Here is a 14,967-nt window from a genome sequence, read left to right as displayed (position 1 = left end):
CACTCGAACCGGTGAGAAGCGGGTGCGGGCGTCAACACGCCCTGGAGAGCTGGACTTTGGGGCCCGCTCCCCTCAACTGCCCCTACTTCTCGACCTCGGCGGCGAGCCGGTCGAGGACCAGGTCGTAGATCCGGCCGAGGCCCTTGGGGGCGAAGGTGCGCTCGAAGAAGCCGCCGATGCCGGTGGCACCGTTCCACGTGCTGGTCACGACGACGCGGGACTTGCCCTCGCCGGCCGGGGTGACCCGCCAGGTGGTGACCATCGTGGAGTTGCGGTCCTTCTCGACCAGTTCGCCGTCGGTCGGCTCGGTGACCTCCAGGAGGCAGTCGCGGACGCGCTTGCTGGTGGCCTGGAGCTTCCAGTGGACGAGGGTGCCCTCGCCGTCGCCGCCCTCGCGCACCTCGTACTCGCTGAACTGCTCGGGCAGCACCTTCGCGCGCGTGCCGCTGTAGTCGGCGAGGGCGTCGAAGACAGCCTCCGCGTCGGCTGCGACGACCCGCTCGGTAGTCGCCTCGACCTGCGCCATCGGTTTCCTCCAGGACATGAGTCAGGACATCGGTTGTCGGGGTCGGGGCAAGCCAACCACCCCCGCCCACGGCCACCCAAATCGGGGTGCCCCAAGGCGCCGGAAGCGATCGGGAACGGCTCGGGAATGACACTTGCACAGTAATTCGAACAAGTGTTTCACTCGGAGGGCAGGCCTACTTAGGAGGCGTCATGCGCTGGGAGAACCTCACCGTCGAATCCGGCGGTCACAGCCGGGCGACCGACGCCGCGCTGTTCGGCGCGGACGCCGTGGTCAGCCGTACGTTCGACACACCCGAGTTCCGCGGGATCACCTTCCACGAGGTGCGCGCCCGCTCGATCATCAACCGGGTTCCGGGGGCCTCCCGGATGCCCTTCGAGTGGACGGTCAACCCGTACCGGGGCTGCTCCCACGCGTGCGTGTACTGCTTCGCCCGCAAGTCGCACAGCTACCTGGACCTCGACACCGGCCTCGGCTTCGACTCGCAGATCGTGGTCAAGGTGAACGCGCCGGACCTGCTGCGCCGCCAGCTCGGCTCCCGGCGCTGGCTCGGCGAGCACATAGCGATGGGCACGAACGTCGACTGCTACCAGCGCGCGGAGGGCCGCTACCGGCTGATGCCGGGCATCCTCGGCGCCCTGCGCGACCACGCGAACCCCTTCTCGATCCTGACGAAGGGCACGCTGATCCTGCGCGACCTGGACCTCCTGGTGCAGGCCTCCGAGGTCACCGACGTCGGCATCTCCGTCTCCGTCGGCTTCACCGACCCGGCGCTGTGGCGCACGGTGGAGCCCGGCACGCCCTCCCCGGAGCGGCGCCTGGACGCCGTACGGACCCTGACCGGGCACGGCATCGACGTCGGGGTCCTGATGGCCCCGGTGATCCCCTTCCTGAGCGACCACCCGGCCCAACTGCGCGCCACCGTAAGGGCGATAGCGGCGTCCGGGGCCAGCTCGGTGACTCCCCTGGTGCTGCATCTGCGGCCCGGCGCCCGCGAGTGGTTCATGGCCTGGCTCGGGCAGCATCACCCGCATCTGGTGCGCCGTTACGAGCGCCTGTACGCGGAGGGCGCGTACGCCCCGAAGTGGTACCAGCGCCGGATCACCCGTCAGGTCCACGACCTGGCGCAGGAGTACGGCATCGGTCCCGCGCGCGCGGGGATGCCGCGCCGGATCCCCGAGCCACCGGACCCGGCGGACGAACCGGTGTCCGAGCCGACGCAGCTCACGCTGATCTGAGGGCTCTGACCTGGGAGGCGCTTCTCACCGATCCCAGGGCGTTCGAGCGCATCCGGCGGCCCAATTGGGTCAAGTATCGGCTGAACAGGTTCTTCCGCCCCGGGATTTCGGGACTATGCGGCGAGGACGGACCGCGAAACCCGCGGCCCGCCGCCTCTCCGTCCTGGGAGGACGTATGAGAAAACGCGCAGCCGTACTGTGCGGTGCCGCCGTCGTCGTGGCCGGGACGGTCACCGCTCTCCCCGCCGACGCGAGCACTGCGCGCCCCACGACCACCGTCCAGACGGCGAAGCTCAGCTGGAAGAGCTGTGCCACCACGGACTATCCGACGCTCCAGTGCTCGAGCGTCAAGGTGCCCCTGGACCACGCGAACCCGCACGGCAGGCAGATCACGCTCGCCCTGTCCCGCGTCCCGCACACCGCGAAGACGTACCAGGGACCGCTGCTGGTCAACCCCGGCGGCCCCGGCGGCAGCGGGCTGACCCTCGCGGGCTTCGTCGCGTCCTCGCTGCCCAAGGCGGTGGCGTCCCAGTACGACGTCATCGGCTTCGACCCGCGCGGCGTCGGCAAGAGCACCCCGGCCCTCGACTGCAAGCCCGGTTACTTCAACCCGGTGCGCCCCGACTCCGTACCGAGCACCCCCGCGCTGGAAAAGGCCAACCTCACGCGCGTGAAGGCGTTCGCGGCCGCCTGCGGCAAGAAGTACGCGAGCGTGCTGCCGTACATCGACACGATCAGTGCCGTGCGGGACATGGACTCGATCCGGGCGGCGCTCGGCGCGAAGAAGATCAACTACTTCGGTTACTCGTACGGCACCTACCTGGGCGCCGTGTACGCCAAGCTCTACCCGGAGCGCGTGCGCCGCCTGGTCCTCGACTCCATCGTCGACCCCACCGGTGTCTGGTACGACGACAACCTCGGGCAGGACTACGCCTTCAACGACCGCCAGCAGGCGCTCATGGCGTGGATCGCGAAGTACGACTCGACGTACAAGCTCGGCACCGACCCGGCCAAGATCGAGGCCAAGTGGTACGCGATGCGGAAGGCGCTCGCGAAGAAGCCGGCCGGCGGGAAGGTGGGGGCCTCCGAGCTGGAGGACACCTTCATCCCGGGCGGCTACTACAACGGCTACTGGCCTTACCTCGCCGAGGCGTTCGCGGCGTACGTGAACGACAAGAACGCCGATCCGTTGGTCGAGACGTACGAGAACTTCGCCGCGATCGACGCCTCCGGGGACAACGGGTACAGCGTCTACACCTCTGTGCAGTGCCGTGACGCGTCCTGGCCGCGCGACTGGAACCAGTGGCGGAAGGACAACTGGGCGGCCTACGACAAGGCGCCGTTCATGGTCTGGAACAACGCCTGGTACAACGCGCCGTGCGCGTTCTGGCCGACGAAGACGAAGGAGCCGATCAACATCGCCAACGGCAAGCTGCCGCCGGTGCTGCTGTTCCAGGCGACGAACGACGCGGCCACTCCGTACGAGGGCGGCGCCACGGTCCACCAGATGCTGGCCGACTCCAGCTTCGTGGTCGAGCAGGGCGGCGGGAACCACGGCATCACGCTGAGCGGGAACGCCTGCCTCGACAAGTACCTGTCGACGTATCTGACCAACGGCAAGGTGCCGCGCAGTGGCGGCGAGATCGACGCGGTGTGCCAGAAGACACCGGACCCGAAACCGCTGACCACGGCGAAGGCGGCGACAAGCACGGCACACGGTTCGACGCTGCACGGCCTACTGGGCTTCCGCGGCTGAGCCCCGCCTGACCGTCCCCCGGGGGCGGGAATCCTCGTTGTCAGACCCATGGTCCACCATGGACGCATGAGTGGACTGACGAGGATTTCCGCCCCCGACGGCGTCGCCCCCGCGGCGGCCTACACGCACGTCGTGACGGGTACCGGCCGCTTCGTCGCGATCTCTGGCCAGCTCGCCCTGGACGAGGACGGCAAGCTCGTCGGCGAGGGCGACGCGGCGGCACAGGCCCGCCAGGTCTTCGAGAACCTCCGCCGCTGCCTGGCCGCCGCGGGCGCCACATTCGACGACGTGATCAAACTGACCTTCTACGTAACGGACATGGCCCACATGCCGGCCGTCCGCACGGCCCGCGCGGCACACATACCCGACGACCGGCTCCCCGCCGCCTCGGCCGTCCAGGTCGCCGCGCTGGTGCGACCGGAGTTCCTGATGGAGATCGAGGCGTTCGCGGTGGTCGGCGAATAATCAGGGGCCGGCCAGGCAGCCGAGTCCATAGGGTGCCGCCATGGACGACGCCGCCGAGCCCCTTCAGATCCGCCCCATGGTTCTCGCCGACTGCGACCGCGTCTCCGAAATCCGCGTCCTGGGCTGGCAGTTCGCGTACCGGGGCCTCATGCCGCAGGCCTTCCTCGACACCCTCAGCGCGAAGGACGACGCCGAGCGGCGCCGGGCCCGCTTCGCGGAGAGCGACGGCAGCGTGCTGAACCTGGTCGCTTCGGTGGGCGAAGAGATCATCGGCTGGGCCGCGCTCGGTCCGTACCGCGAGGGCGAATTCCGCACCGGGGACGCCGAGTTGTACGCGCTCTACCTCGACCCGAAGCACGTGGGCACCGGCGCCGGGCGGGCCCTGATGCAGGAGGCCCTACGGCGATCCACTGCCCTCGGCCACGACCGCGTCTACCTCTGGGTCGTCCGGGGCAACGCCCGCGCGCGGCGCTTCTACGAACGGGCGGGGTTCCGGGCGGACGGGGTGGAGGAGCCGTACGAGGTGGAGGGGGTGTTGGTGCCCGAGGTGCGGTACGTCAGGGAGTTGAGCGGGTGAGGGGCCGCCGTGCCGACCGCCCGCGAACCCGGATCCAGCCTCCCCACCGACCGCCGACCCACCCAGCCCGACCCCGCCCACTCACCGCTGCCGCGGAATCCTCCCCAACGCGTGCACCGCCGCCTCCGCCAACGCCGGGTGTGCCAGCGCGTCGTTCAGTACCGGTCTGGCGCGCGGGTCGGCCAGTTCACCGAGGCCCTCGACGCAGGCCAGGGCCACGCGGCGGTACGGGTCGTGCGGGCGGAGGCGGCGCTGGAGGGTGGTGATGAGGGCCGGGACCGACTCGGGCGCGTGGAGGTCGGCCAGGAGGCGGACGGGGTGCAGGGCGTAGGCGACGCGGAGTTCGTTGGTGGCGAGGGCGGCCGCCGCGCGGGCGGTGCGGGGGTCGTCGAGGCGGGCCAGGGCGTACGCGGCGGAGGCGCACCGGGATGGGTCGCGGTGGTTGAGGAACAGGACGAGGGACTCGAAGGCACGCCGGTCACCGGCGAGGCCGAGGCGGAACGCGGCCAACTCCCGGGCCCAGAGCGGCTGTCCGACGGCCGTGAGCACCTCCGCCAGTTCGTCGAGGTCGCCGGTCGCCACGAGTCGCTCGTACGGCACCGCCCCTCCCGACTCCTGCCGTAAGCGCTCCGTGAGTGATCGCAACTCTTCGTCCATGAAACCGAGCCTATGGGTGCCACAGGAAGCCCGGGACCTACATCACAAACTCGGGGGCTGGCGCGCTCGTTACTCACCGGTTAAGCTCAGGTGAGCGAGTTACCCACTCGTGTATCTCCTTACGGCGGCCTGGTGACGCAGCCGCCGTGAGTGCAGTCGGTTCGGTGCCTCGTGTACCGCGGTACGACCAGGCCTGGGACAGGGCCGGTCGGAACTCTCTTCAACTCGCCGGGCGTGTGCGCTCGTTGCCCGGCACCACCCGCACTCCTTCTCGCACCCGTGCGCCCCTCGGCGTACGGAGTCGCGCTCCCAGTCGTCACCCTCATTCCAGGAGTCCCGCGATGGCAGCTCCCCTGTCCGACGCTCCCCTGTCCCCGTTCAAGACCATTGCCGTCGTCGGTCTCGGCACGATGGGCACCGGTATCACCGAGGTCCTCGCCCGGGCCGGCCGCGAGGTCGTCGGCATCGACGTCAGCGAGGCCGCGACCTCCCACGCCGTCGCCGCCCTGGAGACCGCGACCGCCCACGCCGTGCGACGCGGCCGGCTGACCGAGCAGGAGCGCGCCGACGCCCTGGCACGCGTCCGCACCTCCACTGACCTGAGCGCCGCGGCCGACGCAGACCTGGTCATCGAGGTGGCCCCGGAGTCGTACGAGATCAAGCACCAGATCTTCCGCGAGCTGGACGGGATCGTGCGCCCCGACACCATTCTCGCGACGGGCACGAACGCGCTCTCCGTGACCCGGCTGGCGGCCGATTCGGCGCGCCCGGAGCGGGTGCTCGGGCTGCACTTCTTCAACCCGGCGCCCGCGATGAAGCTGGTCGAGGTCGTCTCCTCGGTGCTGACCGCGCCCGCCGCCGTCGCCGCGGTCACCGAGCTGGCGATCGAACTGGGCAAGGAGCCCGTCGCGGTCGGCGACCGGCCCGGGTTCGTCGCGGACGGGCTGCTGTTCGGCTACCTCAACCAGGCGGCCGCGATGTACGAGGCGAAGTACGCCTCCCGCGAGGACATCGACGCGGCGATGCGGCTCGGCTGCGGGCTCCCCATGGGCCCGCTCGCGCTCCTCGACCTCATCGGCATCGACACCGCGCGCACGGTCCTGGAGGCCATGTACGCCGAGTCCCACGACCGCCTGCACGCCCCCGCGCCGATCCTGAAACAGCTCAGCGAGGCGGGCCTGACCGGCCGTAAGACGGGCCGCGGCTTCTACTCCTACGAAACTCCGGGCAGCGCGGCCGTCGTGCGGGACGCGCTGACGCCGGCCGAGGGCGCGCGGCTCACGCCGGGCCGTACGGTCCGCTCGGTCGGGGTCGCCGGTTCCGGGACGATGGCGTCCGGGATCGCCGAGGTCTTCGCCAAGGCCGGGTACGACGTCGTGCTCGCCGCCCGCAGCGAGGAGAAGGCGCAGCTCGCCAAGTCCCGTATCGGCAAGTCGCTTTCGCGCTCGGTCGACCGGGGACGGATGACCGCCGAGGCCGCCGCGGGGACCCTGGAGCGGATCACTCCGGCGGGTTCCTACGACTCCTTCGCGGACGTCGATCTCGCCGTCGAGGCGGTCGCCGAGGACCTGGAGATCAAGCAGCAGCTGTTCGCGACGCTGGACAAGGTCTGCAAGCCGGGCGCGGTCCTGGCCACCACGACCTCGTCGCTCCCGGTCGTCGCGTGCGCCCGTGCCACCTCGCGTCCGCAGGACGTGATCGGCATGCACTTCTTCAACCCCGCACCGGCGATGAAGTTGGTCGAGGTCGTCCGTACGGTGTTGACGGGTGATGACGTCCAATCAACAGTTCACGAGGTCTGCGTCAAGATCAAGAAGCATGCTGTTGACTGTGGCGACCGGGCCGGATTCATCGTCAACGCCCTGCTGTTCCCGTACCTCAACAACGCGATCAAGATGGTGCAGGAGCACTATGCGTCTCTTGACGACATCGACGCCGCGATGAAGCTGGGCGGCGGCTACCCGATGGGCCCCTTCGAGTTGCTGGACGTCGTCGGGCTGGACGTCTCCCTGGCGATCGAGAAGGTCCTGCACCGCGAGTTCCGCGACCCGGGCCTCGCTCCGGCACCGCTCCTGGAGCACCTGGTGGCCGCGGGCTGCCTCGGCCGCAAGACGGGCCGCGGCTTCCGCGAATATGCCCGCCGCTGAGCATCCGGAGGACCTGTCCGGGATCGACGGGGACTGGGGCGGCCTGCTCGACCCCACCGGAGGACCCCTGCCCGCGGTGGGCGGGGGAAACCTCCGACGTGCGCGCCAAGCTGCGCACATGCAGTACGTTCGGGTCATGCCCCAGCCCGCCAAGCCCTCCCGTACACCTGCCACGCCCGACGCACCGGAGAGTGCCGCGGGCAGTCGCGCCGCCGCCCAGCGCCTCAAGATGCGGCGCGAGTTGGCGGCGGCCGCGATGGAGCTGTTCGCGACCAAGGGGTACGAGGCGACCACCGTCGACGAGATCGCGGCCGCGGCCGGGGTCGCGCGCCGGACGTTCTTCCGCCACTTCCGCTCCAAGGAAGAGGCGATCTTTCCCGACCACGACGACACCTTGATCCGGGCCGAGGCGGTCCTCAACGCCGCCCCCGCGCACGAGCACCCGCTCGACACGGTCTGCCGGGGCATCAAGGAAGTCATGCGCATGTACGCGGCCCAGCCGGAGATCTCGGTCGCCCGCTACAAACTGACGCGCGAGGTGCCCACCCTGCGCGAGGCCGAGATCGCGTCGGTGGCCCGCTACGAGCGGCTGTTCACGCGCTATCTCCTGGGCCACTTCGACGAGCACGCGCACGACGACGACGCCAACGACGACCCGCTGCTCGCCGAGGTCGCCGCCTCGGCCGTGGTCACCGCCCACAACCACGTGCTGCGGCGCTGGCTGCGGGCCGGCGGCCAGGGCGACGTCGAGGCACAGCTCGACCACGCCTTCGGGATCGTACGGAAGACGTTCGGCAGCGGTATCGGCGCCGGCCGCACCACGACCCCCAAGCCGGCCACCGCGATGGTGCACCAGCAGGGCGAGGTCCTGGTGACGGTGGCCCGCACCGACGCCCCGCTGGACGAGGTCATGCGGACCATCGAAGAGGCACTGCGGGACCGCTGAGCCCCCCGCCCCTGTGTGATGACGGCCACCCTGCGGGGTGGCCGTTTTGGCATGTCAGAGCAGGTTTTCAGGCACCTTTCAGACCCCGTTCGATCGATCATCGCTCATTTGTTACGTAAAGATTTCACCTGAGAGCGATTCATGGCACTCGGTGCCTTGCGAGGTGACACGCAGTGTCATACGTTGAAGGTGTCCGGGCGGCCGGCGTGCAGAGACCTTTCGTACGTCGGCTGTCCCCGCAACCCACCACTGGGGTGCGCGCCCGGACGCCTGCGTCACAGGCACCCTCCCGCGCCACAAAGCGCTGCCGAAGCACCACCCGCCGAACCGACGGCACCTCAGCACCCACCCTCAGCAGCAGCACCGACGTAACCGTCAGCGCCCCTCCCTCAGGGCGCTCACCGCCGGAGGCAACACCGTGACCGTGAAGGACATCCTCGAAGCGATCCAGTCGCCGGACTCGACTCCGGCCGACTTCGCCGCCCTGCCGCTCCCCGAGTCGTACCGCGCGATCACCGTGCACAAGGACGAGACGGACATGTTCGCGGGCCTCACCACCCGCGACAAGGACCCCCGCAAGTCGATCCACCTCGACGACGTCCCGGTGCCCGAACTCGGCCCGGGCGAGGCCCTGGTGGCCGTCATGGCGTCGAGCGTCAACTACAACTCCGTGTGGACGTCGATCTTCGAGCCGCTGTCGACGTTCGGCTTCCTGGAGCGCTACGGCAAGCTCAGCGAGCTCACCAAGCGGCACGACCTGCCGTACCACGTCATCGGCTCCGACCTCGCGGGCGTCGTCCTGCGCACCGGCCCCGGCGTCAACGCCTGGAAGCCCGGTGACGAGGTCGTCGCGCACTGCCTGAGCGTGGAGCTGGAGTCGAGCGACGGGCACAACGACACGATGCTCGACCCCGAGCAGCGGATCTGGGGCTTCGAGACGAACTTCGGCGGCCTCGCCGAGATCGCGCTCGTCAAGTCGAACCAACTGATGCCCAAGCCGGGCCACTTGTCGTGGGAGGAGGCCGCCGCCCCGGGGCTGGTGAACTCCACCGCCTACCGGCAGCTGGTCTCCCGCAACGGCGCCGGCATGAAGCAGGGCGACAACGTCCTCATCTGGGGCGCGAGCGGCGGACTCGGCTCGTACGCCACGCAGTTCGCGCTCGCGGGCGGCGCCAACCCCATCTGCGTCGTGTCCTCGCCCCAGAAGGCGGACATCTGCCGGGCGATGGGCGCCGAGGCGATCATCGACCGCACCGCCGAGGACTACAAGTTCTGGGCCGACGAGCACAACCAGGACCCGCGCGAGTGGAAGCGCTTCGGCAAGCGCATCCGTGAACTGACCGGCGGCGAGGACGTGGACATCGTCTTCGAGCACCCGGGCCGCGAGACCTTCGGCGCAAGCGTTTACGTCACGCGCAAGGGCGGCACGATCGTCACCTGCGCCTCGACCTCCGGGTTCAACCACGAGTACGACAACCGCTACCTGTGGATGTCCCTGAAGCGGATCATCGGCTCGCACTTCGCCAACTACCGCGAGGCCTGGGAGGCCAACCGGCTGGTCGCCAAGGGCAAGATCCACCCGACGCTCTCCAAGGTGTACTCCCTGGAGGAGACCGGCCAGGCCGCCTACGACGTCCACCGCAACCTCCACCAGGGCAAGGTCGGCGTCCTGTGCCTCGCCCCCGAGGAAGGCCTCGGTGTGCGCGACGAGGAGAAGCGCGCCCAGCACATCGACGCCATCAACCGCTTCCGGAACATCTGAGGTCCCGTAGATGACTGAGCGCCAGAAAGACCGGCCGTGGCTGATGCGCACGTACGCCGGTCACTCCACGGCAGAGGCGTCCAACGAGTTGTACCGGCGCAACCTCGCCAAGGGCCAGACCGGTCTGTCGGTCGCGTTCGACCTGCCGACGCAGACCGGCTACGACTCCGACCACATCCTCGCCCGCGGCGAGGTCGGCCGGGTCGGTGTGCCGATCGCGCACCTCGGTGACATGCGCCGGCTGTTCCAGGACATCCCCCTGGACCAGATGAACACCTCGATGACGATCAACGCCACCGCCATGTGGCTGCTGGCGCTCTATCAGGTCGTCGCCGAGGAGCAGGGTGTCGACATCACCCAGCTCCAGGGCACGACCCAGAACGACATCGTCAAGGAGTACCTGTCGCGGGGCACACACGTGTTCCCGCCGGTGCCCTCGCTCCGGCTGACGACCGACATGATCTGCTACACGGTCAACCACATCCCCAAGTGGAACCCGATCAACATCTGCAGCTACCACCTCCAGGAGGCCGGAGCCACCCCGGTCCAGGAGATCGCGTACGCCATGTCCACCGCGATCGCCGTCCTGGACGCGGTGTTCGCGTCCGGCCAGATCCCCGAGGACCGCAGGGGCGATGTCGTCGCCCGCATCTCCTTCTTCGTGAACGCGGGCGTCCGCTTCATCGAGGAGATGTGCAAGATGCGCGCCTTCGGCCGCATCTGGGACGAGATCACCCGCGAGCGCTACGGCATCGAGAACCCGAAGCAGCGCCGCTTCCGCTACGGCGTCCAGGTCAACTCCCTCGGGCTGACGGAGGCGCAGCCGGAGAACAACGTCCAGCGGATCGTCCTGGAGATGCTGGCGGTGACGCTGTCGAAGGACGCACGCGCGCGTGCCGTCCAACTCCCGGCGTGGAACGAGGCGTTGGGGCTCCCCCGGCCCTGGGACCAGCAGTGGTCGCTGCGCATGCAACAGGTGCTGGCCTACGAGAGCGACCTGTTGGAGTACGCGGACATCTTCGAGGGCTCGCACGTCGTCGAGGCGAAGGTGGCCTCCCTGGTCGAGGAGTCCCTCGCCGAGATGGACCGCATCGAGGAGATGGGCGGCGCGATGGCCGCCGTCGAGTCGGGCTACCTCAAGTCGCAGCTCGTGTCCTCGCACGCGGAGCGGCGGGGCCGTATCGAGTCCGGTCAAGAGAAGATCGTCGGCGTCAACATCTTCAACACGACCGAGCCCAATCCCCTCACCGCCGACCTCGACACGGCGATCCAGACGGTCGACCCGGCCGTCGAGGCGCGGGTCATCGAGTCCTTGCAGCGCTGGCGGGACACGCGCTACCAGCCGCCGTTCAACCACCCGCGCCCGTGCAAGGCGCTGGAGCGGCTGAAGGAGGCCGCCAAGGGCACCGGCAACCTCATGGAGGCCACCCTGGAGTGCGCACGCGCCGGTGTCACGACCGGCGAGTGGGCCGGGGCCCTGCGGGAGGTGTTCGGCGAGTTCAGGGCGCCCACGGGCGTCTCGTCGGCGCCGGTGGCGGTCCCCGTCGAGGAGGGCTCGGCGATGGCCGAGGTCCGCCGCAAGGTGGATGTGACGGCACGCGAGATGGGCGCCGGGAAGCTGCGCTTCCTGGTCGGCAAGCCGGGCCTGGACGGGCACTCCAACGGCGCCGAGCAGATCGCCGTACGCGCGCGTGACGCCGGCTTCGAGGTGGTGTACCAGGGCATTCGGCTCACCCCGGAACAGATCGTGGACGCGGCCCTCGCCGAGGACGTGCACGCGGTCGGGCTGTCCATCCTCTCCGGCTCGCACGCCCAGTTGGTGCCGGACGTGCTCGAACGGCTCCGTGTGGCCGGTGCCACAGACATACCTGTCATCGCCGGTGGGATCATCCCCAATGGTGACGCCGAAACGCTGCGGGCCGCCGGAGTCGCGGCGGTCTTCACGCCGAAGGACTTCGACATCACCGGAATCATCGGCCGCATCGTCGACGAGATCCGGAAAGCGAACAAGCTCGACCCTCTGCTCGACCCCATGGAGGTCCCCGCATGACCACGCCCGCCCCCGTCAACCGGCTTCGCCCGCGGCGCTCCTGTCTCGCCGTCCCGGGAAGCAACCCGCGCTTCCTGGAGAAGGCGCAGGGCCTCCCGGCCGACCAGGTCTTCCTGGACCTGGAGGACGCGTGCGCGCCGCTCGCCAAGCCCGAGGCGCGGCACACCATCGTCAAGTTCCTCAACGAGGGCGACTGGACGGGCAAGACGCGGGTCGTGCGCGTCAACGACTGGACGACCGAGTGGACGTACCGCGATGTCGTCACGGTCGTCGAGGGCGCGGGCCAGAACCTCGACTGCATCATGCTGCCGAAGGTGCAGGACGCCCAACAGGTCGTAGCGCTCGACCTGTTGCTCACGCAGATCGAGAAGACCATGGGCTTCGAGGTCGGCAAGATCGGCATCGAGGCGCAGATCGAGAACGCGCAGGGACTCAACAACGTCAACGAGATCGCGACGGCCTCCCAGCGCGTCGAGACGATCATCTTCGGACCGGCCGACTTCATGGCGTCGATCAACATGAAGTCGTTGGTCGTCGGCGAACAGCCGCCCGGGTACCCGGCGGACGCCTACCACTACATCCTGATGAAGATCCTGATGGCCGCCCGCGCCAACAACCTCCAGGCGATCGACGGCCCTTACCTCCAGATCCGCAACCTCGACGGCTACCGCGCGGTCGCCCAGCGGGCCGCCGCGCTCGGCTTCGACGGCAAGTGGGTACTGCACCCGGGCCAGGTCGAGGCGTCCAACGAGATCTTCTCGCCGTCCCAAGAGGACTTCGACCACGCCGAGTTGATCCTGGACGCGTACGACTACTACACGTCCGAGGCGGGCGGCAAGAAGGGCTCCGCGATGCTCGGCGACGAGATGATCGACGAGGCCAGCCGCAAGATGGCGCTCGTCATCTCGGGCAAGGGCCGGGCCGCGGGCATGGAGCGCACGTCCAAGTTCGAAGCCCCGGAGGCCTGAGCCCATGCAATTCGGACGCACCTACGAGGAGTTCGAGGTCGGCGCGGTCTACAAGCACTGGCCCGGGAAGACCGTCACGGAGTACGACGACCACCTCTTCTGCCTCCTGACCATGAACCACCACCCGCTCCACATGGACGCCAACTACGCCGAGAACACAACGGACTTCGGCAAGAACGTGGTGGTCGGCAACTACATCTACTCGCTGCTGCTGGGCATGTCGGTGCCGGACGTGTCGGGCAAGGCGATCGCGAACCTGGAGGTCGAGTCGCTGAAGCACGTGGCGCCGACCTTCCACGGGGACACGATCTACGGCGAGACCACGGTCCTCGACAAGACGCCGTCCAGGTCGAAGAACGACCGCGGGATCGTGTACGTCGAGACCAAGGGCTACAAGCAGGACGGCACGCTGGTCTGCGTGTTCCGCCGCAAGGTGATGGTGCCGACCGAGACGTACATCAAGGAGCGCGGCGGCGAGCAGCCCGGCCGCCCGGAGCTGAAGCAGACGGAGAAGTAGCCATGGCGCGACTCGCCCAGACCGCCGGTCTCACCGACATCCAGCGGGAGATCCTGTCCACCGTCCGCGACTTCGTGGACAAGGAGATCCTCCCGGTCGCCACCGAGCTGGAGCACCGCGACGAGTATCCGCAGCAAATCGTCGACGGGCTCAAGGAGTTGGGCCTCTTCGGCCTGATGATCCCGGAGGAGTACGGCGGCCTGGGCGAGTCGTTGCTGACGTACGCCCTGTGCGTGGAGGAGATCGCGCGCGGGTGGATGTCCGTGTCCGGGATCATCAACACCCACTTCATCGTGGCCTACATGCTCAAGCAGCACGGCACCCAGGAGCAGAAGGACCACTTCCTGCCGCGCATGGCGGCCGGCGACATCCGGGGCGCGTTCTCGATGTCGGAGCCCGCGCTGGGTTCGGACGTCTCGGCGATCACGTCGAAGGCGGTGAAGGACGGTGACGAGTACGTCCTGACCGGTCAGAAGATGTGGCTGACGAACGGCGGTACGTCGTCGCTCGTCGCCGTACTCGTGCGAAGTGACGAAGGACACCCGGAGGGCACCGCGCCCCACAAGTCGATGACGACCTTCCTGGTGGAGAAGGAGCCCGGTTTCGGTGAGGTCCGGCCCGGGCTCACGATCCCCGGGAAGATCGACAAGATGGGCTACAAGGGCGTCGACACCACCGAGTTGATCATGGACGGCCTGCGGATTCCGGCCGACCGGGTGCTCGGCGGGGAGACCGGCCGAGGTTTTTACCAAATGATGGACGGAGTCGAGGTGGGCCGCGTCAATGTGGCGGCGCGTGGCTGCGGCGTCGCTCAGCGTGCCTTCGAGCTGGGCGTCTCGTACGCGCAGCAGCGTCACACCTTCGGCAAGCCCATCGCCCAGCACCAGGCGATCCAGTTCAAGCTCGCGGAGATGGCTACCAAGGTCGAGGCCGCCCATGCGATGATGGTCAATGCGGCACGCAAAAAGGACTCCGGGGAACGAAACGACCTTGAGGCAGGGATGGCGAAGTACCTCGCCTCCGAGTACTGCAAGGAGGTCGTCGAGGACGCCTTCCGGATCCACGGCGGGTACGGCTTCTCCAAGGAGTACGAGATCGAACGCCTTTACCGCGAGGCGCCGATGCTGTTGATCGGCGAAGGTACCGCCGAAATCCAGAAAATGATCATCGGGCGCAGGTTGCTCGAAGAGTATCGATTCCAGGGCTGATTGTCCGTTTCGGGGTGTTTTCTTCGAGAAGAAGATCACACCCCGTCAACGCTCCTCAGCCGCCGACTCGGCTTCCTGGCTTGCCCAGTTGTGGCCCGCGACCGGTACGATCCCGGGAAAGCCGCCGTCCCCCGTTACAGCGCGGCATCA

The 14,967-nt window shown here is 68.7% G+C and carries 13 protein-coding genes; 11 read left to right on the top strand and 2 right to left on the bottom strand.

What is annotated here, in order from left to right; translation table 11 throughout:
- Positions 1-82: 82 nt before the first annotated feature.
- Positions 83-526, bottom strand: coding sequence for an SRPBCC family protein (locus tag R2B38_RS34710; RefSeq protein WP_318019759.1), 444 nt, complete (start codon positions 524-526; stop codon positions 83-85).
- Between the two features lie 191 nt (positions 527-717).
- Between R2B38_RS34710 and R2B38_RS34705 the strand changes: the two genes are divergently transcribed.
- The 4 genes from R2B38_RS34705 (at position 718) to R2B38_RS34690 (ending at position 4,562) form a co-directional block, all read left to right on the top strand.
- Positions 718-1,764, top strand: a complete 1,047-nt coding sequence (locus tag R2B38_RS34705) for an Rv2578c family radical SAM protein (protein WP_318019758.1) — start codon at positions 718-720, stop codon at positions 1,762-1,764.
- A 175-nt stretch (positions 1,765-1,939) separates the two neighbouring features.
- Positions 1,940-3,520: an alpha/beta hydrolase gene (locus tag R2B38_RS34700; RefSeq protein WP_318019757.1), complete on the top strand. Its 1,581-nt coding sequence runs from the start codon at positions 1,940-1,942 to the stop codon at positions 3,518-3,520.
- Between the two features lie 66 nt (positions 3,521-3,586).
- Positions 3,587-3,985 carry a RidA family protein gene (locus R2B38_RS34695; RefSeq protein WP_318019756.1) on the top strand — a complete coding sequence of 133 codons (399 nt, stop codon included), beginning with the start codon at positions 3,587-3,589 and terminating at the stop codon, positions 3,983-3,985.
- Positions 3,986-4,025: 40 nt separating this feature from the next.
- Positions 4,026-4,562 carry a GNAT family N-acetyltransferase gene (locus R2B38_RS34690; RefSeq protein ID WP_318019755.1) on the top strand — a complete coding sequence of 179 codons (537 nt, stop codon included), beginning with the start codon at positions 4,026-4,028 and terminating at the stop codon, positions 4,560-4,562.
- An 81-nt stretch (positions 4,563-4,643) separates the two neighbouring features.
- On the opposite strand, the gene R2B38_RS34685 is transcribed toward R2B38_RS34690, so the two are convergent.
- Complete coding sequence (locus tag R2B38_RS34685) at positions 4,644-5,219, bottom strand: adenylosuccinate lyase (RefSeq protein ID WP_318019754.1); 576 nt, start codon at positions 5,217-5,219, stop codon at positions 4,644-4,646.
- Positions 5,220-5,560: 341 nt separating this feature from the next.
- Between R2B38_RS34685 and R2B38_RS34680 the strand changes: the two genes are divergently transcribed.
- The 7 genes from R2B38_RS34680 to R2B38_RS34650 all read left to right on the top strand — a co-directional run bounded on the left by R2B38_RS34680 (position 5,561) and on the right by R2B38_RS34650 (position 14,817).
- Entirely contained in the window at positions 5,561-7,366 is a 1,806-nt protein-coding gene (locus R2B38_RS34680) for a 3-hydroxyacyl-CoA dehydrogenase family protein (RefSeq protein ID WP_318019753.1), read from the top strand.
- Positions 7,367-7,484: 118 nt separating this feature from the next.
- Positions 7,485-8,312, top strand: a complete 828-nt coding sequence (locus R2B38_RS34675; RefSeq protein ID WP_033279584.1) for a TetR family transcriptional regulator — start codon at positions 7,485-7,487, stop codon at positions 8,310-8,312.
- A gap of 424 nt (positions 8,313-8,736) precedes the next feature.
- Entirely contained in the window at positions 8,737-10,074 is a 1,338-nt protein-coding gene (ccrA, locus tag R2B38_RS34670) for a crotonyl-CoA carboxylase/reductase (protein WP_199810899.1), read from the top strand.
- Positions 10,075-10,084: 10 nt separating this feature from the next.
- The gene (locus tag R2B38_RS34665; protein WP_318019752.1) at positions 10,085-12,124 is read left to right on the top strand and encodes a protein meaA; all 2,040 of its coding nucleotides are present in this window, start codon (positions 10,085-10,087) and stop codon (positions 12,122-12,124) included.
- Positions 12,121-13,092, top strand: coding sequence for an HpcH/HpaI aldolase/citrate lyase family protein (locus R2B38_RS34660; protein WP_033279385.1), 972 nt, complete (start codon positions 12,121-12,123; stop codon positions 13,090-13,092). The genes R2B38_RS34665 and R2B38_RS34660 overlap by 4 nt, the downstream gene beginning before the upstream one ends.
- 4 nt (positions 13,093-13,096) lie before the next feature.
- Positions 13,097-13,609 (top strand): MaoC family dehydratase, encoded by a 513-nt coding sequence (locus R2B38_RS34655; RefSeq protein ID WP_318019751.1) that lies wholly within the window; start codon positions 13,097-13,099, stop codon positions 13,607-13,609.
- Positions 13,610-13,611: 2 nt separating this feature from the next.
- A complete protein-coding gene (locus R2B38_RS34650) occupies positions 13,612-14,817 on the top strand; it encodes an acyl-CoA dehydrogenase family protein (RefSeq protein WP_033279387.1) in 1,206 nt (401 codons plus the stop codon).
- The last annotated feature ends 150 nt before the right edge of the window (positions 14,818-14,967 follow it).

It is taken from the genome of Streptomyces sp. N50 (assembly GCF_033335955.1).
GTDB lineage: Bacteria > Actinomycetota > Actinomycetes > Streptomycetales > Streptomycetaceae > Streptomyces.
Note: the sequence above shows the minus strand (reverse complement) of the source record. Positions and strands in the feature narration are given on the sequence as shown.